The sequence below is a fragment of the Brevundimonas sanguinis genome, assembly GCF_029636725.1.
GTDB classification, from domain to species: domain Bacteria; phylum Pseudomonadota; class Alphaproteobacteria; order Caulobacterales; family Caulobacteraceae; genus Brevundimonas; species Brevundimonas sanguinis.
Genome location: NZ_CP116770.1, coordinates 1650329 through 1672867, shown reverse-complemented (window position 1 = coordinate 1672867; position 22539 = coordinate 1650329). Strand labels below are relative to the sequence as shown.

Annotated in this window: 25 protein-coding genes; 15 read left to right on the top strand and 10 right to left on the bottom strand. The window is 67.6% G+C overall.

From position 1 onward, the window contains the following. Positions 1-32: 32 nt before the first annotated feature. The gene (locus PIB44_RS08395) at positions 33-218 is read left to right on the top strand and encodes a hypothetical protein (protein WP_278069023.1); all 186 of its coding nucleotides are present in this window, start codon (positions 33-35) and stop codon (positions 216-218) included. Here the strand turns inward: PIB44_RS08395 and dprA are convergent. The 7 genes from dprA to PIB44_RS08360 all read right to left on the bottom strand — a co-directional run bounded on the left by dprA (position 215) and on the right by PIB44_RS08360 (position 6138). Then, positions 215-1303, bottom strand: a complete 1089-nt coding sequence (gene dprA, locus PIB44_RS08390) for a DNA-processing protein DprA (protein WP_278069022.1) — start codon at positions 1301-1303, stop codon at positions 215-217. The two genes, PIB44_RS08395 and dprA, sit on opposite strands and share 4 nt — an antisense overlap. Then, complete coding sequence (gene plsY, locus PIB44_RS08385; protein WP_278069021.1) at positions 1300-1938, bottom strand: glycerol-3-phosphate 1-O-acyltransferase PlsY; 639 nt, start codon at positions 1936-1938, stop codon at positions 1300-1302. The genes dprA and plsY overlap by 4 nt, the downstream gene beginning before the upstream one ends. A gap of 14 nt (positions 1939-1952) precedes the next feature. Further along, positions 1953-3248 (bottom strand): dihydroorotase, encoded by a 1296-nt coding sequence (gene pyrC, locus PIB44_RS08380; protein ID WP_278069020.1) that lies wholly within the window; start codon positions 3246-3248, stop codon positions 1953-1955. Beyond that, complete coding sequence (locus PIB44_RS08375) at positions 3245-4228, bottom strand: aspartate carbamoyltransferase catalytic subunit (protein ID WP_278069019.1); 984 nt, start codon at positions 4226-4228, stop codon at positions 3245-3247. The genes pyrC and PIB44_RS08375 overlap by 4 nt, the downstream gene beginning before the upstream one ends. A gap of 23 nt (positions 4229-4251) precedes the next feature. Beyond that, on the bottom strand, positions 4252-5175 hold the full coding sequence (locus PIB44_RS08370) for an AEC family transporter (protein WP_278069018.1): 924 nt from the start codon (positions 5173-5175) through the stop codon (positions 4252-4254). Between the two features lies 1 nt (position 5176). Then, a complete protein-coding gene (gene ruvX / locus PIB44_RS08365; protein WP_025977123.1) occupies positions 5177-5641 on the bottom strand; it encodes a Holliday junction resolvase RuvX in 465 nt (154 codons plus the stop codon). Positions 5642-5838: 197 nt separating this feature from the next. Then, on the bottom strand, positions 5839-6138 hold the full coding sequence (locus PIB44_RS08360; protein WP_278069016.1) for a helix-turn-helix domain-containing protein: 300 nt from the start codon (positions 6136-6138) through the stop codon (positions 5839-5841). Between the two features lie 172 nt (positions 6139-6310). Here PIB44_RS08360 and gatC point away from each other — a divergent pair, with 172 nt between their 5' ends. The 3 genes from gatC to gatB are packed head-to-tail and all read left to right on the top strand — an operon-like array spanning position 6311 to position 9576. Further along, entirely contained in the window at positions 6311-6598 is a 288-nt protein-coding gene (gatC, locus tag PIB44_RS08355) for an Asp-tRNA(Asn)/Glu-tRNA(Gln) amidotransferase subunit GatC (protein ID WP_278069015.1), read from the top strand. A 3-nt stretch (positions 6599-6601) separates the two neighbouring features. Next, positions 6602-8080, top strand: coding sequence for an Asp-tRNA(Asn)/Glu-tRNA(Gln) amidotransferase subunit GatA (gatA, locus tag PIB44_RS08350; protein WP_278069014.1), 1479 nt, complete (start codon positions 6602-6604; stop codon positions 8078-8080). 2 nt (positions 8081-8082) lie between these two features. After that, positions 8083-9576: an Asp-tRNA(Asn)/Glu-tRNA(Gln) amidotransferase subunit GatB gene (gene gatB, locus PIB44_RS08345; RefSeq protein ID WP_278069013.1), complete on the top strand. Its 1494-nt coding sequence runs from the start codon at positions 8083-8085 to the stop codon at positions 9574-9576. Positions 9577-9626: 50 nt separating this feature from the next. Here the strand turns inward: gatB and PIB44_RS08340 are convergent, their stop codons facing one another. After that, the gene (locus PIB44_RS08340; RefSeq protein ID WP_278069012.1) at positions 9627-10322 is read right to left on the bottom strand and encodes a pirin family protein; all 696 of its coding nucleotides are present in this window, start codon (positions 10320-10322) and stop codon (positions 9627-9629) included. A gap of 171 nt (positions 10323-10493) precedes the next feature. Between PIB44_RS08340 and serS the strand changes: the two genes are divergently transcribed. From serS to PIB44_RS08290, 10 genes are all read left to right on the top strand, one after another. Next, positions 10494-11786 (top strand): serine--tRNA ligase, encoded by a 1293-nt coding sequence (gene serS, locus PIB44_RS08335; protein ID WP_278069011.1) that lies wholly within the window; start codon positions 10494-10496, stop codon positions 11784-11786. 160 nt (positions 11787-11946) lie between these two features. Beyond that, positions 11947-12738 (top strand): 5'/3'-nucleotidase SurE, encoded by a 792-nt coding sequence (gene surE / locus PIB44_RS08330; RefSeq protein WP_003167065.1) that lies wholly within the window; start codon positions 11947-11949, stop codon positions 12736-12738. Continuing rightward, positions 12735-13379 carry a protein-L-isoaspartate(D-aspartate) O-methyltransferase gene (locus tag PIB44_RS08325; RefSeq protein WP_003167066.1) on the top strand — a complete coding sequence of 215 codons (645 nt, stop codon included), beginning with the start codon at positions 12735-12737 and terminating at the stop codon, positions 13377-13379. The genes surE and PIB44_RS08325 overlap by 4 nt, the downstream gene beginning before the upstream one ends. Before the next feature lie 115 nt (positions 13380-13494). After that, entirely contained in the window at positions 13495-14571 is a 1077-nt protein-coding gene (locus PIB44_RS08320) for a peptidoglycan DD-metalloendopeptidase family protein (protein ID WP_278069009.1), read from the top strand. A gap of 147 nt (positions 14572-14718) precedes the next feature. Continuing rightward, complete coding sequence (gene yajC, locus PIB44_RS08315; RefSeq protein ID WP_025977114.1) at positions 14719-15033, top strand: preprotein translocase subunit YajC; 315 nt, start codon at positions 14719-14721, stop codon at positions 15031-15033. Positions 15034-15081: 48 nt separating this feature from the next. Next, positions 15082-16680 (top strand): protein translocase subunit SecD, encoded by a 1599-nt coding sequence (gene secD / locus PIB44_RS08310; protein WP_025977113.1) that lies wholly within the window; start codon positions 15082-15084, stop codon positions 16678-16680. Then, positions 16680-17672: a protein translocase subunit SecF gene (secF, locus tag PIB44_RS08305; protein ID WP_278069007.1), complete on the top strand. Its 993-nt coding sequence runs from the start codon at positions 16680-16682 to the stop codon at positions 17670-17672. Before secD ends, secF begins: the two co-directional genes overlap by 1 nt. Before the next feature lie 105 nt (positions 17673-17777). After that, positions 17778-18404: a squalene/phytoene synthase family protein gene (locus PIB44_RS08300; protein WP_278069006.1), complete on the top strand. Its 627-nt coding sequence runs from the start codon at positions 17778-17780 to the stop codon at positions 18402-18404. Positions 18405-18467: 63 nt separating this feature from the next. Further along, positions 18468-18785: an ArsR/SmtB family transcription factor gene (locus PIB44_RS08295; protein ID WP_253121046.1), complete on the top strand. Its 318-nt coding sequence runs from the start codon at positions 18468-18470 to the stop codon at positions 18783-18785. 28 nt (positions 18786-18813) lie between these two features. Then, on the top strand, positions 18814-19347 hold the full coding sequence (locus PIB44_RS08290) for a rhodanese family protein (RefSeq protein WP_278069005.1): 534 nt from the start codon (positions 18814-18816) through the stop codon (positions 19345-19347). Here PIB44_RS08290 and PIB44_RS08285 read toward each other — a convergent pair. Then, positions 19344-19835 carry a MarR family winged helix-turn-helix transcriptional regulator gene (locus PIB44_RS08285; protein ID WP_134580871.1) on the bottom strand — a complete coding sequence of 164 codons (492 nt, stop codon included), beginning with the start codon at positions 19833-19835 and terminating at the stop codon, positions 19344-19346. The two genes, PIB44_RS08290 and PIB44_RS08285, sit on opposite strands and share 4 nt — an antisense overlap. A 64-nt stretch (positions 19836-19899) precedes the next feature. On the opposite strand from PIB44_RS08285, the gene PIB44_RS08280 reads away from it, so the two are divergent. Beyond that, positions 19900-21105, top strand: a complete 1206-nt coding sequence (locus PIB44_RS08280; protein ID WP_278069004.1) for an MFS transporter — start codon at positions 19900-19902, stop codon at positions 21103-21105. Here the strand turns inward: PIB44_RS08280 and trmFO are convergent. Next, positions 21102-22520, bottom strand: a complete 1419-nt coding sequence (gene trmFO / locus PIB44_RS08275) for a methylenetetrahydrofolate--tRNA-(uracil(54)-C(5))-methyltransferase (FADH(2)-oxidizing) TrmFO (protein WP_278069003.1) — start codon at positions 22518-22520, stop codon at positions 21102-21104. The two genes, PIB44_RS08280 and trmFO, sit on opposite strands and share 4 nt — an antisense overlap. Between the last annotated feature and the right edge of the window lie 19 nt (positions 22521-22539).

The window sequence follows — 22539 nt, the reverse complement described above, 5'->3', positions numbered from 1 at the left end:
GTTCCTCTGAGGCGTTCTCGGGAGGGTTGACGATGAGCCAAACAGCACAGCGACGCCGCCAGGCGCCAAGCCCGGATCTGACGGACTATCCGGTTCGTGAATATGTAGCCGCCATGGCTATGGAGCTTGCCGGCATGGCCCGCTGGGACGGGGACGAACGGTTGGCCGGCATTCTTGAAAACGCGGCGGATCTGGCCCGCCGCAACGGCTCTACCTAAGCCGAGGCCATGCCGCCGGGCAGCAAGGTCGCCCGCCCTGCGAGATCAAGCTCCAGCAGGGCGGCGGCTGTTTCCGCGATTGACAATCTCGCGGCTCGGGCCAGTTCGTCGCGGCTGACCGGCGAGGGGGACAGCAGGGCTTCGACCCGATCCAGCACGTCGTCTTCGATCTGTTCAGGTCGCCCGGCGTCGAACGGCGAATCAGCGGGCGGCTCTCGCAGGGTTCGCAGAGAGGCGAAGGCCCGCTCGATGTCCTCCATCCCTTCACACAGGATAGCGCCCTGGCGCAGCAGTTCGTTCGGCCCTCTGGAGCGGGGGTCCAGCGGCGAGCCGGGCACGGCGAAGACGTCGCGGCCCTGTTCGCCCGCCAGCCGGGCGGTGATCAGCGAGCCTGAACGGATTTCCGCCTCCACCACGATTACGCCGCGCGACAAGCCGGAGATAATGCGGTTGCGGCGCGGGAAGTCGCGCGCCTGCGCCCGCGCGCCGACAGGGCTTTCCGAGACGATGCAGCCGCGCTCGGCGATCTGGCGATACAGGTCGGCGTTGTCGGACGGATAGACGTCGTCCACGCCGCCGCCCAGAACGGCGACCGTGCCGGTGTCCAGAGCGCCAAGGTGCGCCGCCGCATCCACCCCGCGCGCGAGGCCCGAGACGACGACGTGACCGCTTTCACCCAGTTGTTGCGCCAGTCCGCGTGCGATGCGCTGGCCGCCGGCCGAGGCGATGCGCGCGCCGACGATGGCCATGCAGGGCCGCCGCATCAGCGCCGGGTCGCCAAGGGTCCACAGCAAAGGCGGCGGCGGATCGACGGCGGCGAGGACTTCGGGATAGGCGGCCTCGCCCCACAGGATCAGTTGCGCGCCGATGCGGGCGCCCGCCTCAAGCTCGGCCTCGACGGCGTCGGGCGCAGGTATGGCGTAAACAGTGCGTCCCCGATTGCGGATCAGATCGGGCAGGGCGTCCAGAGCGCGCTCGGCCGAACCGTACCGCTGGAGCAACTGGGAAAAGGCCACGGGGCCGACGCGGTCGGTCCGGGCGAGCCGGAGGCGGGCGAAACACTCTGCCTCCGACAGGGGCGTCACGCCTTCTTCGCCCCGATCTTGGGCTCGGCGCCTTTGAGCAGGCGGCCGATGTTCTCATGGTGGCGGACGAAGATCAGCACGGCGGTGAAGACCGCTAGGACCAGGATGGGCGCAGGCGCAGGCAGGCCCAGCGCGGGCAGGGGCAGCAGGGCGTACAGCGGCGTCAGCGCCGCCGCCGCCAGGGCCGACAGCGAGGAGTAGCGCAGGGCGAACGCCATGATCAGCCAGGTCGCCGCCGCCAGCAGGCCCAGCGGCCAGCACGCGGCCAGGATCAAGCCGAAGAAGGTCGCCACCCCCTTGCCGCCCTTGAACCCCAGCCAGACCGGGAACAGGTGGCCCAGAAAGGCCGCGCCCCCGGCGATGGCGCCGGCGACGTCCGTTCCCAGCAGATGCCGCGCGATCAGCAGGGCGACCGCGCCCTTGCCCGCATCCAGGATCAGGGTGGCGATAGCCAGATCCTTGCGCCCGGTGCGCAGGACGTTGGTCGCGCCGATATTGCCTGAACCGATCTTGCGCACGTCGCCCGCGCCCGCCGCGCGGGTCAGGATGACGCCGAAGGGAATGGAGCCCAGCAGGTATCCGCCAATAGCCACAAGCCCGAGCGTAAGGAGCGCCGGCCCCGCCAGATCCTGCAAGTGATTCGCTCCCCTTAACGTGCGTCGTGGACGATGCGGCCCGAAACGACGGTGAGCAAGACCTTCCCTTGCAGTCGCCGCCCGTCAAAGGGCGAATTCTTCGATTTGGAGCGAAGCGTCGCGGCGTCGATCACCACCGGCGCCCCCGCGTCGAACAGCACCAGATCGGCGGGCGCCCCTTGCGACAGCTCACCAGCTTCCAGCCCCAGCAGGGCTGCGGGCCCCTGCGTCAACGGCCGCAGCACGTCCAGCAGGTCGACGCCGTATTCGTGGTGCAGCGTCAGGGCGGCAGGCAGCAGGGTCTCCAGACCCACTGCGCCCGGCTCGGCCTCGGCGAACGGGCGGCGCTTGTTTTCGGCCGGTTCGGGACAGTGGGCCGAGGTGATGACGTCGATCAGGCCGTCGCGCACCGCCTCGACCAGGGCCTGCCGGTCGCTCTCGGCGCGCAGGGGCGGGTCCAGCCGGTAGAAGGTGCGATAGTCGCCGATGTCGATCTCGTTGAAGCACAGGTGATTGATCGAGGCCGAGGCCGCGACCTCCAGCCCGCGCGCACGGGCGCGAGCCAAGGTCTCCAGCGCGCCTTCGGTCGAGATCTGGTCGATCAGGAAGCGCGCGCCGGTCTGCTCGACCAGGGCCAGGTCGCGCTCCAACTGGATGCGCTCGGCGATGGCGGGCGCGCCCGACAGGCCCAGCCGGGTCGATAGCTCGCCCGAGGTCGCCACCGCGCCTTCCGACAGCCACGGCTCGGTCGGACGGCAGGCGATCAGGGCGTTGAACGAGGCGGCGTAGCTCATGACCCGTTGCAGGGTGCGGGTGTTGCGGATCACCCGGTCGCCGTCGGTGAAATACAGGGCGCCCGCCTCGTGCATCAGGCCTATCTCGGCCATGCGCTCGCCGTCACGGCTTTGCGTGGCCGCGCCCGCCGCGCGGACGTGGACCAGATCCAGCGCCGCGCCGCGCCGCTGGATGTGGTCGATCATGGCCGGGTCGTCGATGGCCGGGTCGGTGTCGGGCTGGACGACGATGGTGGTGACGCCGCCCGCCGCCGCCGACAGGCTGGCCGACTTCAGCGTCTCCTTGGGCTCATTGCCCGGCTCGCCGGTCTTGACCCGGATGTCGATCAGGCCGGGCGCCAGGCAGCGGCCCTCGGCGTCTATGATCTGCACGCCCTCGGGGCGCTGGGTCGCCTGGCCGTGGATGACCTCGACGATGCGGCCCTTCTCGATCAGGACCGCGCCGGGACCGTCGTAGTCGCTAGCCGGGTCCAGCAGGCGGGCGTTGATGATGGCTATGGGTTGAGCGGCGGTCATGCGGCGCCTCCCGCGCGGCGGTGGGCGAGGGCGGCCAGAACGGCCATGCGGGCGGCGACGCCCATCTCGACCTGATCCTGGATCAGGGAGACGCTCAGGTCGTCCGCCACGTCGGAATCGATCTCCACGCCCCGGTTCATCGGGCCGGGGTGCATGACCTTGGCGTTCGGGGCGGCCCAGGCCAGCTTTTCGCGGTCCAGACCCCAGAAGCGGAAATACTCGCGCGTCGAGGGGATCAGGGCGCCCGCCATCCGCTCCAGTTGAAGGCGCAGCATCATGACCACGTCGCAACCGGCCAGGCCCTCCCTCATGTCGTGGAAGACCTCGCAGCCCCAGCGGTCGGCGTCGCCGGGCACCAGCGTCGGCGGTCCGATCAGCCGCACCCGCGCGCCCATCATCTGCAGCAGGGCGACGTTCGAGCGCGCCACGCGGCTGTGGGCGATGTCGCCGCAGATGGCGACGCTCAGCCCGCCCACGTCGCCGAAGGCGCGGCGGATGGACAGCAGGTCCAGCAGGGCCTGCGTCGGGTGCTCATGCCTTCCGTCGCCGGCGTTGACCACGGCGCAGCCCACCTTCTGCGACAGCAGGTCCACCGCGCCGGAAGACGCATGGCGCACGACCAGAATCTCCGGCTTCATGGCGTTCAGCGTGACGGCAGTGTCGATCAGCGTCTCGCCCTTCTTCACCGAGGACGAGGCGACCGGCATGGTCACGACATCGGCGCCCAGACGCTTGGCCGCGATCTCGAAAGAGGAGCTGGTCCGCGTCGAGTTCTCGAAGAACAGGTTCACGACCGTCTGGCCGCGCATCAGGTCCACGCCCTTGGCCGATTGCCGGTTGAAGTCGACGAAGGCGTCGGCCAGGTCCAGCAAGGCCAAGGCGGCCGGCGGATGAAGATCTCCGGCGGCGAGGAAGTGGTCGCGAGGAAACGGCGTCAGCCGTTCCTTGATGAGATCGGTGACAGGCGCTGCGTGGGTCATTGAGACGCCGTAATAGGCGGGACTCAGGCCAGATGGAATAGCAGCAGGGCCGTAGGGATGCCGATGACCGAGAATACCGTGGTCGCCGCGATGATCCCGGCCATCAGCGGCGCGTCTCCGCCCATCTGACGCGCCAGCACATAGGCTGAGGCGGCGCCCGGCGCGGCCCCGCACAGCAGGGCGATTCCCTGGGCCATCTCATCGCCGCCATACAGGCGCGCCAGCTGCCACATGGCCAGCGGCGTCACGATCATCTTGACCACGACCACGGCGCCGACCGTGACGCGGGTGCGCGCCAGTTCGCGGAAGCTGAGCCCGGCGCCCGCCACGATCAGGCCCAGCGGCAAGGCGGCCGATCCCAGCAGTTGCAGCGTCTCGGCCACGCCCGGCGGCTGCGGGGCGCCCGAAAAGTTCAACGCGAGCCCCAGCAGACAGGCCAGCAGGATGGGGTTGGACATCATCGCCCGGAACAGGGCCTTGGGCGAGGCGCCGCGCTGGTCGGCGCCCCATTTGGCCAGGACGATGACGCTCAGGATGTTGCTGACCGGGATCATGGCGGCGATGACCACGGCGGCCAGGCCGACGCCCGCCGGGCCGAAGGTCGCCTGCACGACCGGCAGGAAGACGAAGCTGTTCCAACGGATCATGCCCTGAAAGACGCTGGTGTAGGCCGGGCCGCTGAGGGGCAGCAGCGGCTTGGACAGCAGGGTCAGGGTCGAGATGATGATGGAGACCGTCACGGCGGCGGCGCCCGCCGCGCCCGCGGCCGATCCCGAAAGGTCCGCATTCCAGATCGCCGGGATCAGAAAGCCGGGATAGAGGACATTGATGGCCAGCTTCTCGATCGGCCGCCAGGCGGCGTCGGGCAGATAGTCCGACTTCTTCAGGCCATAGCCGAGCGCCAGCAGTAGAAAGACCGGCAGGACGCCCGCGAAGATGGCCGCCATATCAGGGGCGCAGCCGGTCCAGCGCGCCTTGCAGAATCCAGGCGGCGGCGGTGCGGTCCACCACATCGGCGCGGCGCTTGCGGGTCAGGTCCAACTCGTCGATCAGGAACCGCTCGACCGCCGTGGTCGACAGGCGCTCGTCCTGAAAGGCCACGTTGACCGGCCGGAACCGTTCCAGATTGCGGGCGAAGGCGCGGCACGACTGGGCGCGCGGCCCCTCGGTCCCGTCCATGTTCAGCGGCAGGCCGATGACCAGCGCCGAGACCTTGCGGCCGTCCATGATCCTGAACAACTGTTCGGCGTCCTGGCTGAACTTGGTCTTGCGGATCAGCTCGAGCGGGCTGGCGATGATGCGCCCGGCGTCGGAGGCGGCGACGCCGATGGTGTTCTCGCCCAGATCCAGACCCAGCCACGGGGTGTTGGGCGGGCAGGCGGCGGACAGTTCGGAAAGGTCAAAAACAGGCACGAGGGCGCGTTAGGCTCTGTGAGGGCGCGTGTCAAAGCGGATCCCTATAACCCCGCTCATCCCGGCGGACGCCGGGATCCAGTGCTTTGGCGACAAACGGATGGTTGGGCCGCATTGAGCAGTATCTGCGAACGTCTGCACGTGGGGCTCTTACTGGATCCCGGCGTCCGCCGGGATGAGCGGTGAGGGGGAGTAACTCACACGTCGTCATCCCCGACCGGCCCGCCTTCATTCTCCATGCGCCGGATCGAGCGGACTTCCTTGCGCGTGAACTTCAGCCGCACGCCCAGGCCGCCGTCGTCCTCGCCCAGAAACACCGCCCCGCCTTCTTCCAGCGCGGCCTGAAGGCGGCTGCGCGCCTCCTCGCCGGGGTCGACGTTCTCGCGCTCGAAGTCGGCCAGAACATCGACCGTCAGGCCGGACAGGCGGGCCACATGATCGCGCGGCCATTGCACCAGGGCGCGGGCGGCGCGGACTTGGGTTCCGGTGATCTTCATGGCTGGGTCTCCTTGTAAGGCGAGCCTTCATCTTCGCGGCGGGCGCTCCGTCAGGATAGGGGGCCTTTGGTCGCCATGGTCAAGCTGGACGAAGTGCGGCGCCCGATCCTTGTCGAACCGGCGTTGAAACGCTAATCCCGCCCCCTCAGACTCTCATGCTTTGGAGGGCCGCATGGCCATCGACGCCGCGACGGTGCGCAAGGTTGCGCATCTCGCCCGCATCAAGACCCCCGAGGACCGCCTGGAGCCGCTGGCCCAGGAGCTGAACGGCATCCTGAAGTGGATCGAACAGCTGGACGAGGTGGACGTGCAGGGCGTCGAGCCGATGACCTCCAACGTGTCTCAACCCTTGCGTCTGCGCGACGACGTGGTGACGGACGGCGGCAAGGTCGCCGACGTCCTGTCCAACTCGCCCAAATCCGCCGACGGCTTCTTCGTCGTGCCCAAGGTCGTGGAGTAAGTCATGACCGATCTGACCAAACTGACGCTCGTCGATGCCGTCGACGGCCTGAAGGCTAAGACCTTCTCGTCGCAAGAGCTGACTCAGGCCTTCCTGACCAACATCGAGGCCTCGAACCCGACGCTGAACGCCTATATCGAGGTGACGGCGGACAAGGCGCTGGGACAGGCGCGGGCCTCCGACGCCCGTCTGGCCAAGGGCGAGGGCGGGGCGCTGGAAGGCGCGCCGCTGGGCATCAAGGACCTGTTCTGCACCGAGGGCGTGCAGACGACCGCCGCCTCCAACATGCTGCGCGGCTTCGTGCCACCGTATGAATCGACCGTCACCGCCAATCTCTGGCGCGACGGGGCGGTCATGCTGGGCAAGCTGAACATGGACGAGTTCGCCATGGGCTCGGCCAACGAAACCTCGGCCTTTGGTCCGGTGAAGAACCCGTGGAAGGCCAAGAGTTCGGACGCCGAACTGACGCCGGGCGGCTCGTCGGGCGGTTCGGCCTCGGCCGTGGCCTCTGACCTGTGTCTGGCCGCGACGGCTTCTGACACCGGCGGCTCGATCCGCCAGCCCGCCGCCTTCACCGGCACGGTCGGCATCAAGCCCACCTATGGCCGCGCCAGCCGCTTCGGCATGGTGGCCTTCGCCTCCTCGCTGGATCAGGCCGGCCCGATCACCAAGACGGTGAAGGACGCCGCCCTGCTGCTGAAGTCCATGTGCTCGTTCGACGCCAAGGACTCGACCAGCCTCGACGTTGCGACCCCCGACTGGACCCAGTGCGTCGGCCAGTCGGTCAAGGGCCTGCGCATCGGCGTTCCGGCGGAATATCTGATCGACGGCATGTCCGAGGAGATCAAGGCGCTGTGGCAACAGGGCGTCGAGTGGCTGAAGGCCGCCGGCTGCGAGATCGTCGAGATCAGCCTGCCGCACACCAAACACGCCCTGCCGACCTATTACATCGTGGCCCCGGCCGAGGCGTCGTCGAACCTGGCCCGCTATGACGGGATGCGCTTCGGCCACCGCGCCGAGGACTTCTCGTCGCTGGACGACCTCTACGCCGCCTCGCGCGCCGAGGGCTTCGGCAAGGAGGTCCAGCGCCGCCTGACCATCGGCGCCTATGTGCTGTCGGCGGGCTTCTACGACGCCTATTACGTCAAGGCGCTGAAGGTGCGTCGCCGCATCGCCGAGGACTTCGACAACGTCTGGGGCAAGGTGGACGCCATCCTGACGCCGTCCACCCCGTCGGCCGCTTTCGCCATCGGCGACAAGCAGATCGACCCGCTGACCATGTATCTGAACGACGTCTTCACGGTGACGACCAACCTGGCCGGTCTGCCGGGCATTTCGGTGCCTGCCGGACTGAACAGCGAGGGCCTGCCGCTGGGCCTTCAGGTCATCGGCAAGGCCCTGGATGAGGCGACCGTCTTCCAGGTCGCGGGCGCCCTCGAAGACGCGGCGGGCTTCGTCGCCAAGCCGGACCGTTGGTGGTGAGCATGACTGAGAACTCCAAACTGATCCAGGGCCGCACGGGCGCTTGGGAAATCGTCATGGGTCTGGAGATCCACGCCCAAGTCGCCTCGAAGGCCAAGTTGTTCTCGGGCGCGGCGGTCGGCTTCGGCGCCGGGCCGAACGAGCAGGTGTCGCTGATCGACGCCGGCTTCCCCGGTATGCTTCCGACCCTGAACAAATACTGCGTCGAGCAGGCGGTGAAGTCGGGCCTGGGCCTGCGCGCCCAGATCAATCTGAAGAGCCAGTTCGACCGCAAGAACTACTTCTATCCCGACCTGCCGACCGGCTATCAGATCAGCCAGCTGTATCACCCCATCGTGGGCGAGGGCGTGGTCGAGGTGGAGGCCGAGGACGGCAGCTTCTTCAACGTCGGCATCGAGCGCCTGCACCTGGAACAGGACGCGGGCAAGCTGATCCACGACCTGTCGCCGACGGAATCCTACGTCGACCTGAACCGGGCGGGCACGGCGCTGATGGAGATCGTCTCGCGCCCCGACATCCGCTCGCCGGAAGAGGCGGTCGCCTACGTCAAGAAGATCCGGACCATCCTGATCTATCTCGGCACCTGCGACGGCGACATGGAGAAGGGCAACCTGCGGGCCGACGTGAACGTGTCGGTCTGCCGCGCCGGCAACTACGACAAGTTCAAGGAAACGGGCGACTTCAGCTTCCTGGGGACGCGCTGCGAGATCAAGAACGTCAACAGCTTCCGCTTCATTTCTCAGGCGATCCAGTATGAGGCGCGCCGCCAGATCGAGATCCTCGAAGACGGCGGTTCGATCACGCAGGAGACTCGCCTGTTCGACGCGGTGAAGGGCGAAACGCGCTCCATGCGCTCCAAGGAAGAGGCGCAGGATTATCGCTACTTCCCAGACCCCGACCTGCTGCCGCTGGTGCTGGAACAGGCCTGGATCGACGAGATCAAGGCCAGCCTGCCGGAACTGCCGGACGACAAGCGCCGCCGCTTCATGAGCGAATACGGCCTGTCGCAATACGACGCGGGCGTGCTGATCTCGGAACAGGCCAAGGCCGACTATTTCGAGGCCGCCGCGAAAGGCCGCGACGCCAAGCTGGTGTCCAATTGGGTGACGAACGAGGTCTCGGCGCGTCTGGCTGCGGACAGCAAGGACTTCAGCGACAACCCGCTGCCCGCCGCCCATGTGGCCCAGCTGGTAGAGCTGATCGAGACCAACGTCATCTCGTCCAAGATCGCCAAGGAAGTCTTCGATCACGTCTGGAACGGCGAAGGCTCGCCTGCCGAGGTGGTCGAGAAGCACGGCCTGAAGCAGGTCACCGACACCGGCGCCATCGAGAAGGCGGTGGACGAGATCATCGCCGCCAACCCCGACAAGGCCGCCGCCGTCGCTGAGAAGCCTCAGGCCATCGGCTGGTTCGTCGGCCAGGTCATGAAGGCCACCGGCGGCAAGGCCAACCCGGCCGCCGTCAACGACATCCTGAAGGCCAAGCTGGGTCTCTGATACAGCGCCTGACCCTGGGGGCGCTCCCAGGGTCAGGCTGCTCGACAGGATTACAGGCTGTCGACCATCACCAGTTCGGCGTCGGCCTTGGCCGTGATGGTGATCGTCGGCTCGTCCATGATGCCCGCGCCGTCGCGCGCGTTCAGCGTCGTGCCGTTGACCTCCACCTGACCCACGGCGGGCACCAGATAGGCGCGGCGGCCGCTAGCCAGATCATAAGACAGGCTTTCGCCCGCCTTCAGCGTGGCGGCCAGCACCCTGGCGTCGGCGTTGATCGTCAGCGCCTCGTCCGCCGGATCGCCCGAGGCGACGACGGTGAAACGGCCCGAACGGTCGCTTTTGGGGAACTCGCGTTGCCCCCACGACGGCTGGGCGCCCGGCCGATCCGTCTCGATCCAGATCTGGAACAGCGTCGTGAGTTCGTTCTCCATATTGTATTCGGCGTGACGCACGCCGGTCCCGGCGCTCATCACCTGAACGTCGCCCGCACCGGTGCGGCCGGTGTTGCCCATCGAGTCCTGGTGGGTGATCGCTCCGGTGCGGACATAGGTGATGATTTCCATGTCGGCGTGCGGGTGGGGCGGAAAGCCCGACTGCGCGGCGATCTCATCGTCGTTCCAGACGCGCAGACGGCCCCAGCCCATGCGCTTGGGGTCATAGTAGTTGGCGAACGAGAAGTGGTGTTTGGCGTTCAGCCAGCCGTGGTTGGCGCCGCCGAGGGTGTTGAAGGGTCTGACGTCGATCATTGTGCGCTCTCCGATTGTGCGCAGCCTGCGCCGCGCCGTTGGAAAACCATATAGGCAACTAGGACTGTTACGAAAAGGGGTCGCTGAAACCGGCCTCAGCATTTGCCCGACTCCGCGCGGGGCGCTACAGCCTTCGGCTCTCCCTCCCTTGAGCGCCGAAAGAGCGACGCCATGCACGATATCCGAGCCATTCGCGACAATCCCGAAGCCTTCGTTGCGGGCTGGTCGTCGCGCGGCGTGGATGACGCCGCCGATGTCGTTGCGCGCATTCTGGCGCTGGACGTGGAACTGCGCGCCGCCCAGACGCGCGGCCAGGACGCCCTGGCCAAACGCAACGCCGCATCCAAGGCTATCGGCGCCGCCATGGGCAAGAAGGACATGGCCGAGGCCGACCGCCTGAAGGCCGAGGTCGAGGCGCTGAAGGGCGAAATCGCCAAGGCGGCCGAGGCCGAAACCGCCAAGGGCGCCGAACTGCGCGACCTGCTGGCGGGCTTGAAGAACCTGGCCGCCGCCGATGTGCCGGACGGCGAGGACGAGAACGACAACGTCGAAGTCCTGAAGTGGGGCGACCCGCGCACCACCGGCCCGGCCAAGGATCACGCTGATCTGGGCGAGGCTCTGGGCCTGCTGGACTTTGAAGCCGCCGCCAGGATGTCCGGCTCGCGCTTCGCCGTGCTGAAAGGCCAACTGGCGCGTCTGGAACGCGCCATCGGCCAGTTCATGCTGGATATGCAGACGGACAAGCACGGGTATCAGGAAGTCGCGCCGCCCTACATGGTCAAGGACGAGGCCATGTTCGGCACCGGGCAACTTCCCAAGTTCGAAGAAGACCTGTTCCGTTCGGGCGAGCATCTGCTCATCCCCACTGCCGAAGTCTCCCTGACCAACCTCGTGCGCGAGCAGATACTGTCCGAGGACGAGGTTGCTCAGCCCCTGCGCATGACCGCGCTGACGCCGTGCTTCCGCGCCGAGGCCGGTTCGGCGGGGCGCGATACGCGCGGCCTGATCCGCCAGCACCAGTTCTCCAAGGTCGAGATGGTCTCCATCTGCCGCCCGGAGGATTCCGAAGCCGAGCACGAACGCATGACCGGCTGCGCCGAGGCGGTGCTGCAGGCGCTGGAACTGCCCTATCGCAAGGTGCTGCTGTGCAAGGGCGACATGGGCTTCTCGGCGCAGAAGACCTATGACCTCGAGGTCTGGCTGCCTTCGCAGAACACCTATCGCGAGATCAGTTCCTGTTCGAACTGCGGCGACTTCCAGGCCCGGCGCATGGACGCCCGGTTCAAGCGCGCGGGCGAGAAGAAGACCGAATATCTGCACACCCTGAACGGCTCGGGTCTGGCGGTCGGCCGCACCCTGGTCGCGGTGATGGAAAACTATCAGCAGGAGGGCGGAACCATCGCGGTGCCGGCCGCCCTGCAGCCTTATATGGGCGGGTTGAAAGTGGTCGGGGGCGCTGCATGAACCCTTCTCCCCTCGGGGGAGAAGGTGGCGTGCGGAGCACGACGGTTGAGGGGGCTGTGTCCGCACTCTCGCCGGTCCGCCTTTTGAAACCTACCCCTCATCCGAGCGCCTGCGGCGCCCACCTTCTCCCCCAAGGGGAGAAGGCATACGAGTACGACGCATGAGAATTCTGCTTACCAACGACGACGGCATCGAGGCCGAGGGCCTGGCCTGCCTCGAGAAGATCGCCCGCACCCTGTCGGACGACGTCTGGGTCGTGGCGCCCCAGACAGAGCAGTCGGCCAAGGGGCGGGGCATCACCCTGACCGAGCCGCTGCGCGTTAACAAGCTGGGCGACAAGCGGTTCGCCGTCACCGGCACGCCGACCGACTGCGTTATTCTGGCCGTCAACGACATCATGCCTGAGAAGCCCGACCTGGTGCTGTCCGGCGTCAATCGCGGCCACAACGTGGGCGAGGACGTCAGCTATTCCGGCACGGTGGCCGGCGCCCTGCAGGGCATGGCTTTCGGCATTCGCTCCATCGCCCTGTCGCAGTCGCTGGAGCGTTTCCACGACGACGTGGTGGCGCATTGGGAGACCGCCGAAGCTTTCGGTCCGGGCATCGTGGCTCGCCTGCTGGAGCAGAAGTGGGGGGAGGGCGTGGTCATGAACGTCAACTTCCCGCGCCTGCCGCCCGAACTGGTCAAGTCGGTCGAGGTGACGCGTCAGGGCTTCCGCGACATCGGCGAGATGCACGCCATCCGCCGCACCGACCTGCGCGGCCGAGACTACTACTGGATGGCTTTCCGGGGCGCGCCGCAGGAACACGCCGACGGCACCGATCTGCGCGCCATGGATGAAGGCCGCATCTCGGTCACGCCGCTGCACATCGACCTGACGCACATGCAGTCGGTCAACGACCTGAAGAAGGTGCTGGGCGGCGCTCCGCCCAAGGGGCCGCACGAGAAATGAGTCTCAGGGACGACCGCGCGGGCCGCTTGATCCTGTCGCTGCGGCGTCAGGGGGTGACGGACGCGCGGGTTCTGAAGGCGATGGAATCCATCGACCGCGCCGTCTTCGTCCATGAGAAATTCCTCGATCAGGCGTGGGAGGATCAGGCCCTGCCGATCGACTGCGCCCAGACGATCAGCCAGCCCTATATTGTCGGCCTGATGACCCAGGCGCTGGACGTCCAGCCGCGCCACCGGGTGCTCGAGATTGGGACCGGCAGCGGCTATCAGTGCGCTGTGCTCAGCCGCATGGCGCGCTTCGTTTATTCGGTCGAGCGTTACAAGAGTCTCTTAACCGAGGCCGAGAACCGACTGAAAATCCTCGGGATCGACAATGTCTTCACCCGCCACGGCGATGGCGGGCAGGGCTGGCCGGAACAGGCGCCGTTCGACCGCATCATGGTGACGGCGGCCTCGCCGCACGAGCCGACGGAACTGCTGAAACAGCTCAAGCCGGGCGGCGTCCTGGTCGCCCCGGTCGGCCGCACCTCGGTGCAGATGCTGAACCGCTACACCGGCCAGCCCGACGGCAGTTTCCAGCGCGAAAGCCTGTGCGAAGTCCGCTTCGTGCCCCTGGTCGAAGGGACGGCGAAAGAGGGCTAGGGGCGAAATCTCACCGCTCCATTAACCTTTCCGCCCCACTTTTGCGCGGGTTAGCGGGTTGGATTCTCCGACGGGTCGGGGCAAACCGACAAGCATGGTTAATACGGAGAGACGCATGAGCGGCTTCACAGGCTGGATCAGGGCGGCGGCGGTCGTCGGCGGGGCGCTGGCGGTCACGGCCTGTTCGACCTATCCGAGCGAGCCGCGCTATTCGACCCGGCCGATGGGGGCGGGCGGCTATCCGCAGCCGCAAGGCCAGCAGCCGGGCGCCTATCCGAACAATCCCTATTATCAGGGCCAGCCGGCGCAACCGCAACAGCCCGTACAACCGCCGATCGAAGAAGGGCCGCGCGCTCCGGCGGGCAATATCGAGGGCGGCGGCCTGCCGCCCCCTGGCGGTCCGGCCTATCCGTCGACCGGCGCGCCGGTCACGGTGACGCCGCCCCCCGCCGCCGGCAATCCCGCCATGCCGGGCGCGACTTATGTCATTCAGCCTGGCGATACGATTTCGGGGGTCGGCCGACGCTTCCGTACGCCGGTTCAGATTCTGATCGACCTGAACGGCCTGGGGCCGCGCGGCGCCATTTCGGCCGGACAGCGCATCATCCTGCCTGACAGCGCCGTGGACGGGGGCTCCGACCCCTACGCGACCGGCCCGTCGCCGGTCGGCGTCCGCACGCCGAACAACGGCATGGCCCCGCCACCGCCTCCGCCGCCCAGCGGCAACGCGCCCCTGCCGCCGCCGCCGACGCGCGCGCCTGCGGCCACGGCCCCGACGGCTCCTGCAACCCCCATCGGCCAGCCGCTGGCCCTGCAATGGCCAGTGCGCGGCGACATCCTGCGTCGCTTCGGCCCGGTCGGCATGGGCGAGCGCAACAACGGCATCAATATCGGCGCCTCGGCGGGAACCGAGGTCAAGGCTTCGGCCGACGGAACCGTGGCCTATGTCGGCGACGATATCGTGGGGCAGGGGCTGACGGTCCTGATCGTTCACCGCGACGGCTGGCGCACGGTCTACGGCCATCTGGGCTCCGCCACCGTGCGCGACGGGGCGCAGGTGCGGGCCGGCCAAGCCATCGGCACAGTCGGCCTGACCGCCGGCGACGGCCGTCCCTCGATCCATTATGAAGTGCGCCAGATGCGCGGCGATGATCCGGTCGCGCTGGACCCTCTGACGGTCCTGCCGCGCTGAGGATGTGAAATGAGGCGTCCGGGCGGCTGCGTCCGGACGTTCTTGTCATCAGGTCGCGTTGCAAAACGGCCCGGCGCACCCTAGTTTCCGCGCCTTGATTTCGAAGGGCCCCCAATGAAGGCGCGGCCCGCGTCGGGGAGTTTCCTAATGACTGCAGCCCAAGACGGCGGCCTGATGGCTCTTGTCGTTCAGATCGCGCCGATCGTCGCGATCTTCATCCTGTTCTATTTCCTGATGATCCGCCCGCAGCAGAAGCGGATGAAGGCGCATCAGGCCCTGATCGCCGGCGTGAAGCGGGGCGACGAGGTCGTCCTGTCCAACGGCATGGTCGGCAAGGTCACGCGCGTCGAGGACGCCGAGGCCATGGTCGAAATCTCGCAGGGCGTGAACGTCCGCGTGGTCAAGGCGATGATCGCCGAGGTGCGCAACCGCACCGCCATCGCCGCCAACGACAAGGGCTGATAGCCTCGCCTCGGCGCGGCGCGCGCCGGCCCTGAAGAGAACCGAGACATGATTCAGCTTTCACGCTGGAAGATCACCCTGGTCGCGCTATCGCTCGTCCTCGGGTTGTTCCTGGCCTACCCGAGCGTGCTGTCGCCGGCGCAGCGCGAGGCTCTGCCGAGCTGGCTGCCGAGCAACGGCCTGAACCTGGGCCTGGACCTGCAGGGGGGCTCCTACCTCCTGCTTGAGGTCGACGTGCCCGAGATGCGCGAAAAGCGCGTCTCCAACCTGATGGAAGACGTTCGCGTCTCCCTGCGCGAAGACCAGGTCAACATCGTCGGCATGCAGCGCGAACCGGGCGGGGTCGTCGTCACCGTCGCCGAGGGCGCCGCCTATGACACGGCGTTCAACACCCTGCGGACCATGGCTCAACAGGGCATGGGCGCGACCGGTCAGCCCGACCGCGTGGCGACTAAGCTGGGCGGAGGCCGTATTCGTTACGCCTTCACCGAGGCCGCTCTGAACAGCATGGGCGCCACGGCGGTTGATCAGTCGATCGAGGTCGTGCGTCGCCGCCTGGACAGCTCGGGCACCAAGGAAATCGCCATCACCCGTCAGGGCGCCGACCGCATCGTCGTCCAGGCGCCGGGCCAGAGCGATCCGGCCGAGCTGGAGCGCCTGGTCGGTCAGACGGCCCAGCTGACCTTCCAGATGGTCGACACCTCGCCGACGGGCCTGAACGACGCCCTGGCCGGCCGCGTGCCGCCGGACGCCGAACTTCTGACCGACGACCAGGGCACGCCTTACCTGGTCAAGAAGCGCATCCTGGTGTCGGGCGAGAACCTGACGCGCGCCGGCATCGGCACGGACCAGAACCAGCGCACCGCCATCGACTTCCAGTTCGACGGCCAGGGCGCCCGCCGCTTCGCCGAGGCCACCTCGCAGAATCTCGGCAAGCCCTTCGCCATCGTCCTGGACGGCAAGGTGATCTCGGCCCCGACCATCCAGTCGGCCATCACCGGCGGCAGCGGACAGATCACAGGCAGTTATACGATCGCCTCGGCTTCGGAGCTGGTGAACCTGCTGAACGGCGGCGCCCTTCCGGCCCCGCTGAACGTCGAAGAGCGCCGCGTCGTCACCGCCGAACTGGGCGCCGACGCCGTGGCCGCAGGCGCCCTGTCGACCGCCCTGGGCTTCGTCGTCATCGTCGTCTTCATGATCCTGGCATACGGCTTCCTGTTCGGGGGCGTGTCGGTCATCGGCCTGATCCTGAACGGCATCCTGATCGTCGCGGCCATGTCGTTGACCCAGGCGACGCTGACCCTGCCGGGCATCGCCGGTCTGATCCTGACCTTCGCCGTGGCCGTTGACGCCAATGTGCTGATCTATGAGCGGATGCGCGACGAGGCGCGTCAGGGACGTTCCGTGGTGGCGTCGATGGATGCGGGCTTCAACCGCGCCATGGGCACCATCATCGACGCTAACCTGACCACCCTGGTGGCGGCGCTCATCATGTTCATGTTCGGCGCCGGGCCCGTGCGCGGCTTCGCCTGGACCCTGACCATCGGCGTCTTCACCTCCGTCTTCTCTTCGGTGCTGACGGCCCAAGTCCTGCTCGGCTACTGGCTCAAGATCGCCAAGCCGAAGAAACTGCCGATCGCGGAGTGATGTCGATGAACGGTTGGCCTCTTATCAAACTGCTGCCGCACAAGACGAACTTCCAGTTCGTCAAATACGCCAAGGGCTTCGCCGTACTGTCGGCGATCCTGACGGTGGCGGCGATCATCGGCTGTTTCTATCCCGGCCTGAACCTCGGCATCGACTTCCGCGGGGGCGCCTCGATGGAGGTCGCCAAGCCTGCCGGTCAGGTGCTTGAGCTGGACAAGCTGCGCGGCTCGGTCAGCGGACTGGATCTGGGCGACGTGCAGGTGCAGGGGATCGCGCGTCGCGACACCAACCTCGATGACGGCTCGACCGCCATCGTTCGCTTCCAGGTGCCGTCGGACCAGGACCAGACTGCCGTCGTCGAGAAGGTTGAAACCGCCATCAGCGAGGCCGTCGGCCAAGTCACCTATTCCGGCGTCAGCGTCGTCGGCTCCAAGGTCTCGGGCGAACTGCTGACCAATGGGGTCCTGGCCCTGGTGTCGGCCGTGGTGCTGATGTTCCTCTACATCGCCTTCCGCTTCCCCTGGCAGTTCGGCATCGGCGCCGTGGCGGGGCTGCTGCACGACGTGGCCCTGACGTTCGGCCTCATCGTCGCCCTGCGCATGGAGTTCAGCCTGAACTTGGTCGCGGCCCTGCTCACGGTCATCGGCTATTCGATGAACGACACCGTCGTCGTGTTCGACCGCCTGCGCGAAAACCTTCGCAAATATAAGACCATGCCGCTGCGTGACGTGATCGACCTGTCGATTAACGAGACCTTGTCGCGGACCATCATCACGGGCCTTACGACCGTGATCGTTCTGATCGTCCTAGCCGTTTTCGGCGGCGAGGCCCTGCGCGGCTTCTCCATCACCCTGGCCTTCGGCGTGATCATCGGCACCTTCTCGTCCATCTATGTGGGCGCGCCGATCATCCTGCTGTGGGGCGTGGACCGCAGCGGCGGCGGCAAGGCTGACGCCACTCCGGTCAAGCTGGGCATGGCCAGCCGGCCGTAAACAGCTCTAACGGCCTACTGATCACGGCCCGTCTTCCGCAGGGGAGGCGGGCCGTGTGCATTCCGGGCTTGATGCCGCCGCCTCAATGGCCGAAGGGCCGTCGCCATGACTGTTGATCTTGACGCTCAGGTTCGCGCCGCCGACCTCGACCGCTGGCTGGCCAGCCGCTTCGTGGCTGATGAACAGGCGCGCGCCGATCTGATCGCGTTGTACGCCTTCGAGGCGGAACTGATGGCCATTCCCACGCGCGTGACCCAGCCGCTGTTGGCCGAGATGCGTTACGCCTGGTGGTCGGAACAGATGGACGGCGTCTTCTCCGACACGCCGCGCCTGGGGCACCCCGTGCTGGAGGCGCTGACGGCGGCGGTCGGGCGTCATGGTCTGGAGCGCGCGCCGTTCGATGCCCTGATCGAGGCCCACATCGGCCGCGTGCATGGCGAGCCGCACGATCTGGACGCCTTCTACGTCGGGCCGATGCAGGCGGCGGTGCGGATCCTCGCAGGGCAGGGGCATGAGGCGGCGGCCGCCGCCGCTGGTCGCGTGCGCGCACTGGCCCAGACCGGACTGGTCGATCACGCGCGCGCTTCCCGCCGCGACGCCAACAAGGCCCTGCGCGCCTTACCTGCGCCCGCTTTTCCGGCCGTGGCCTCCGCCGCCCTAATAAAGCCGGACGCGCCCGAGCCGTTCAAGCGCCTGCGTCTGTTCTGGGCGGTGCTGCGCGGCCGAATCTGAGCGGCGCCTGCAGCGTTTCATATTAGACATTGCTAATTTAGAATCATGGCATATATCAGAGCCATGATTGATCTCGAACTTATGGGACTGGAGCGTTTTCAGGCCAACGCGGGCGACGCCTCGCGGCTGCTGAAGGCGCTGTCCAATGAGCACCGCCTGATGATCCTGTGCCAGATCGGCGAGGGAGAACGTCAGGTCGCCGACCTCCAGGTTGGTCTGTCGCAATCGGCATTGTCCCAGCATCTGGCGCGCCTGCGCGACGACGGTCTGGTCAGCGCGCGCAAGAGCGGCACCGCCGTCTTCTATCGCATCGCCGACCCCGCCGCCCTGAAGGTGATCGCCGTCCTGGCCGAGATCTTCTGCCCGCCTGAGGCGCATTGAGCGCCGCCGCTTCCTCAAGGATTTTACGATGAACCCGCTGGTTTCCCTTTCCCCCGCCGATGTCGCCGCTCGCCTGAAGGCGGGCGCGGCCGTGCTGATCGACGTGCGCGAGCCTGACGAACATGCGCGCGAACACATCGCCGGCGCCGTAACTGCGCCCCTGTCCGCTTTTGAAAGCGCCGATCTCAGCCTCAAGCCCGGCAAGGACGTCATCTTCATGTGCCGCAGCGGCAACCGCACGGCCGGCAACTGTGATCGTCTGGCCGCCCGCATCGACGGCCCGTCGCACGTTCTGGCGGGCGGTCTGGACGCCTGGAAGAAGGCGGGCCTGCCGGTCGCGGCCGACCGCAAGCAGCCGCTGGAGCTGATGCGTCAGGTGCAGATGGCGGCGGGCGGACTCATCCTGCTGGGCGGGGCGCTGGGCGTCATGGTCCATCCCGGCTTCTGGGGGATCAGCGCCTTTGTCGGGGCTGGCCTGTTCGTGGCCGGGGCGACCGGCTTCTGCGGCATGGCGCGGCTGCTGGCGGTCATGCCCTGGAACCGTCGGATGAAGCGGGCCTAAGCCTCGACCGTCGCAATCAACCGCGCGAGCAGGGCGCCCAGCGCGGCCTGCTCTTCGCGCGACAGATCGGCCAGGATGGCCTGACTTTCCGCCATGTGCAGCGGCATCATGGCCTCGATCAGATCGAATCCCTTGGGCGTCAGCCGGACCAGTGAGGCGCGGCGGTCGCCGGGGTGGGGCGTGCGCTCGATCAGGCCGGATTTCTGCAACCGATCCAGCCGCGCCGTCATGCCGCCGGACGACATCATCGTCGCCTCATAGAGGGCGGTCGGCGTCAGACCGTCGGGCGAAGGCGCACGACGCAGCGTCGCCAGCACATCGAACTCGCCATGCTGCAGCCCATAGCGCGCATACAACGGGGCCTGCCGCTCGCGCGCGACCAGGATGGACGCCTCATGCAGACGGCCCAGCGTCTCCATCGCCAACAGGTCCAGGTCGGGGCGCGCAACGGCCCACTGGGCGGCGGCGCGGGCGGCGCGATCGGTCATTGTCTTGACATCAAGATATTCGATGTCGAGATACTATCGCCTTCTAATGCCGGAGTCATCTCGGATGGATCAGTCGAACGCCTCGCCGCCGTCGCGCGGCGCGGGCCTGTTGTTGATCGCGGCCATCTTCGCCCTGGCGCTGAACCTGCGCCCGGCGATGGCGGCGGTCGGGCCGCTGCTCGACCTGATCGAGGCGACGACTGGCATGGATTCGACCATGGCCAGCCTGCTGACCACCCTGCCGGTGGCGATGATCGGCGTCGGAGCCCTGTCGATTCGCCCCTTGCGGCGCCGTCTGGGCGAGCGGATGGGCATACTGCTCGGCGCCGTTCTCATCGCCCTGGCCTGTCTGGCTCGCTGGCCGTTCAGCAGCGCGGGCGGACTGATCCTCAGCGCCGTGGTGGTCGGCGTCGGCGTGGCCCTCATTCAGGCCCTGGCGCCCGTCGTCATCAAGCGCGCCTTTCCGACGCGGTTCGGTACGGTGATGGCCGTCTATACGACCGGCATCATGGGCGGCGCCGCCGTGGCGGCGGCGACGGCGGCGGGCTTCGCCGAGGCGTTCGGTTGGGCCGTCGCGCTGGCGCTATGGTCGGTTCCGGCCCTTGCCGCGGCCGTCGTCTGGCTCATCGCCTCGCGCACCCCGGCCGCCGAAGAACCGAACCGCCTGGCCGTGGCCGAAGGGACCGATCCCGAGGTTCCGTTCTGGAAACAGCCCCGCGCCTGGGCGCTGGTTCCCATTCTGGGGCTGGGCACCTCGGCCTATACGCTCGTGCTGGCCTGGTTGCCGCCCTACTATGTCGACATGGGGCAGGCGAGGGCGACGGCGGGCTTCCTGCTCAGCGGCATGACCAGCGCCGAGGTGCTGGCGGGCGTGCTGGTGTCGCTGTTCATCGCGCGCTTTCCCGACCGGCGCGGGCCGATGCTGCTGGCCGTGGCCCTGGCCCTGATCGGTCTGGCCGGACTGGTGCTGACGCCGGTCAGTCTGGCGGTCCCGGTCATGCTGCTGCTGGGCCTGGGGATCGGCGCCGTCTTTCCCCTGACCCTGATCCTGGCGATGGACCAGATCGACGACCCGGTGCGCTCCGGAGACCTGCTCGCCTTCGTTCAGGGCGGCGGCTACATCATCGCCAGCCTGTCGCCGCTGGCGGCCGGGCTGCTGCGCGACCGCCTGTCGGACCTCAGTCAGGCGTGGATGCTGATGGGGCTGGGCCTTCTGGTCATGGCCGCGATGACCCTGACCTTCCGCCCCGGCGGCGCCAAGCTGCGTTAGGCCGCCGCGTCGCGCCAGGCCTTCAGCGCCTCGATGGCGCGAATGCTCTGCAGGCGCTTCTTGGCGCGGCCGCGTTCCTTGGGATGGATGCGCTTGCCTTCCTCATCGACCTTGGGCGCCTCCAGCGGCGGCAGCAGGCCGTAGTTGATGTTCATCGGCTGGAACTTCGACCCTTCCAGGTGCCCGCCGGTGATGTGCTCGACCAGGGCGCCCATGGCCGTTTCCGGCGGCGGCGGGGCCAGATCGCGCCCCAGCGCCTGAGCGGCGGCCAACCGGCCCGTCAGCAGGCCCATTGACGCGCTCTCGACATAGCCCTCGACGCCCGTCACCTGACCGGCGAAGCGCAGGCGCGGCAGAGCCTTCAGCCGCATCTGCTTGTCCAGCAGCTTGGGGCTGTTCAGGAAGGTGTTGCGGTGCAGGCCCCCCAGACGCGCGAACTGGGCGTTCTCTAGACCGGGGATCATGCGGAAGACGTCGGTCTGCGCCCCGTACTTCAGCTTGGTCTGGAAGCCGACCATGTTGAACAGGGTCCCCAGCGCATTGTCCTGGCGCAGCTGGACGATGGCGTACGGCTTGACCGTCGGGTTGTGCTGGTTTGTCAGGCCGACCGGCTTCATCGGGCCGTGACGCAGGGTCTCGCGCCCGCGCTCGGCCATGACCTCGATCGGCAGGCAGCCGTCGAAATAGGGCACGTTCTCCCATTCCTTGAAGTCGGCCTTGGGGCCGTCCAGCAGGGCGTCGATGAAGGCCTCGTACTGAGCCTTGTCCATCGGACAGTTGACGTAAGCCGCCTTGTCGCCGCTGGGCCCTTCCTTGTCGTAACGCGACTGACGCCAGGCCACGTCAAAGTTGATGCTGTCGGTATGGATGATCGGGGCGATGGCGTCGAAGAAGCTGAGGCTCTCCTCGCCCGTCGCCTTCAGGATCGCCTCGGCCAGGGCGGGCGAGGTCAGCGGCCCGGTGGCGACGATCACATTATCCCACTCTTCGGGCGGAATGCCTGCGATCTCCTCGCGCACGATGGTCACCAGCGGGTGCGCTTCCAGTTTGGCCGTCACCGCGTCCGAGAAGGCGACGCGGTCGACCGCCAGGGCGCCGCCCGCCGGCACCTGATTGGCGTCGCCGCAGGCCATGATCACGCTGTCCAGCGCCCGCATCTCGGCGTGCAGCAGGCCGACGGCGTTGAACTCCCAGTCGTCCGACCGGAACGAGTTGGAGCAGACCAACTCGGCCAGGCCCGTCGTGTGGTGGGCGTCGGTGCGCACCTGTTCCGGTTCGTCCCGGCGCATTTCGTGCAGGATGACGGGCACGCCCGCCTGGGCGATCTGCCAGGCTGCTTCGGATCCGGCGAGGCCGCCGCCGATGACGTGCACAGGCGCGGGGACGGGGCGGGGAGTAGAGGACGCGTTCGACATGGCGGCCTTCTAGCCGGGC

Coding starts and splice junctions, on each gene's coding strand:
- secD (WP_025977113.1), top strand. CDS start 15,082: ATGATTCAGCTTTCACGCTGGAAGATCACCCTGGTCGCGCTATCGCTC.
- trmFO (WP_278069003.1), bottom strand. CDS start 22,520: ATGTCGAACGCGTCCTCTACTCCCCGCCCCGTCCCCGCGCCTGTGCAC.
- secF (WP_278069007.1), top strand. CDS start 16,680: ATGTCGATGAACGGTTGGCCTCTTATCAAACTGCTGCCGCACAAGACG.
- PIB44_RS08325 (WP_003167066.1), top strand. CDS start 12,735: ATGAGTCTCAGGGACGACCGCGCGGGCCGCTTGATCCTGTCGCTGCGG.
- pyrC (WP_278069020.1), bottom strand. CDS start 3,248: ATGACCGCCGCTCAACCCATAGCCATCATCAACGCCCGCCTGCTGGAC.
- PIB44_RS08395 (WP_278069023.1), top strand. CDS start 33: ATGAGCCAAACAGCACAGCGACGCCGCCAGGCGCCAAGCCCGGATCTG.
- PIB44_RS08360 (WP_278069016.1), bottom strand. CDS start 6,138: ATGAAGATCACCGGAACCCAAGTCCGCGCCGCCCGCGCCCTGGTGCAA.
- PIB44_RS08280 (WP_278069004.1), top strand. CDS start 19,900: ATGGATCAGTCGAACGCCTCGCCGCCGTCGCGCGGCGCGGGCCTGTTG.
- PIB44_RS08295 (WP_253121046.1), top strand. CDS start 18,468: ATGATTGATCTCGAACTTATGGGACTGGAGCGTTTTCAGGCCAACGCG.
- yajC (WP_025977114.1), top strand. CDS start 14,719: ATGACTGCAGCCCAAGACGGCGGCCTGATGGCTCTTGTCGTTCAGATC.
- gatA (WP_278069014.1), top strand. CDS start 6,602: ATGACCGATCTGACCAAACTGACGCTCGTCGATGCCGTCGACGGCCTG.
- PIB44_RS08285 (WP_134580871.1), bottom strand. CDS start 19,835: ATGACCGATCGCGCCGCCCGCGCCGCCGCCCAGTGGGCCGTTGCGCGC.
- gatC (WP_278069015.1), top strand. CDS start 6,311: ATGGCCATCGACGCCGCGACGGTGCGCAAGGTTGCGCATCTCGCCCGC.
- PIB44_RS08320 (WP_278069009.1), top strand. CDS start 13,495: ATGAGCGGCTTCACAGGCTGGATCAGGGCGGCGGCGGTCGTCGGCGGG.
- PIB44_RS08300 (WP_278069006.1), top strand. CDS start 17,778: ATGACTGTTGATCTTGACGCTCAGGTTCGCGCCGCCGACCTCGACCGC.
- serS (WP_278069011.1), top strand. CDS start 10,494: ATGCACGATATCCGAGCCATTCGCGACAATCCCGAAGCCTTCGTTGCG.
- PIB44_RS08370 (WP_278069018.1), bottom strand. CDS start 5,175: ATGGCGGCCATCTTCGCGGGCGTCCTGCCGGTCTTTCTACTGCTGGCG.
- gatB (WP_278069013.1), top strand. CDS start 8,083: ATGACTGAGAACTCCAAACTGATCCAGGGCCGCACGGGCGCTTGGGAA.
- PIB44_RS08290 (WP_278069005.1), top strand. CDS start 18,814: ATGAACCCGCTGGTTTCCCTTTCCCCCGCCGATGTCGCCGCTCGCCTG.
- PIB44_RS08340 (WP_278069012.1), bottom strand. CDS start 10,322: ATGATCGACGTCAGACCCTTCAACACCCTCGGCGGCGCCAACCACGGC.
- surE (WP_003167065.1), top strand. CDS start 11,947: ATGAGAATTCTGCTTACCAACGACGACGGCATCGAGGCCGAGGGCCTG.
- PIB44_RS08375 (WP_278069019.1), bottom strand. CDS start 4,228: ATGACCCACGCAGCGCCTGTCACCGATCTCATCAAGGAACGGCTGACG.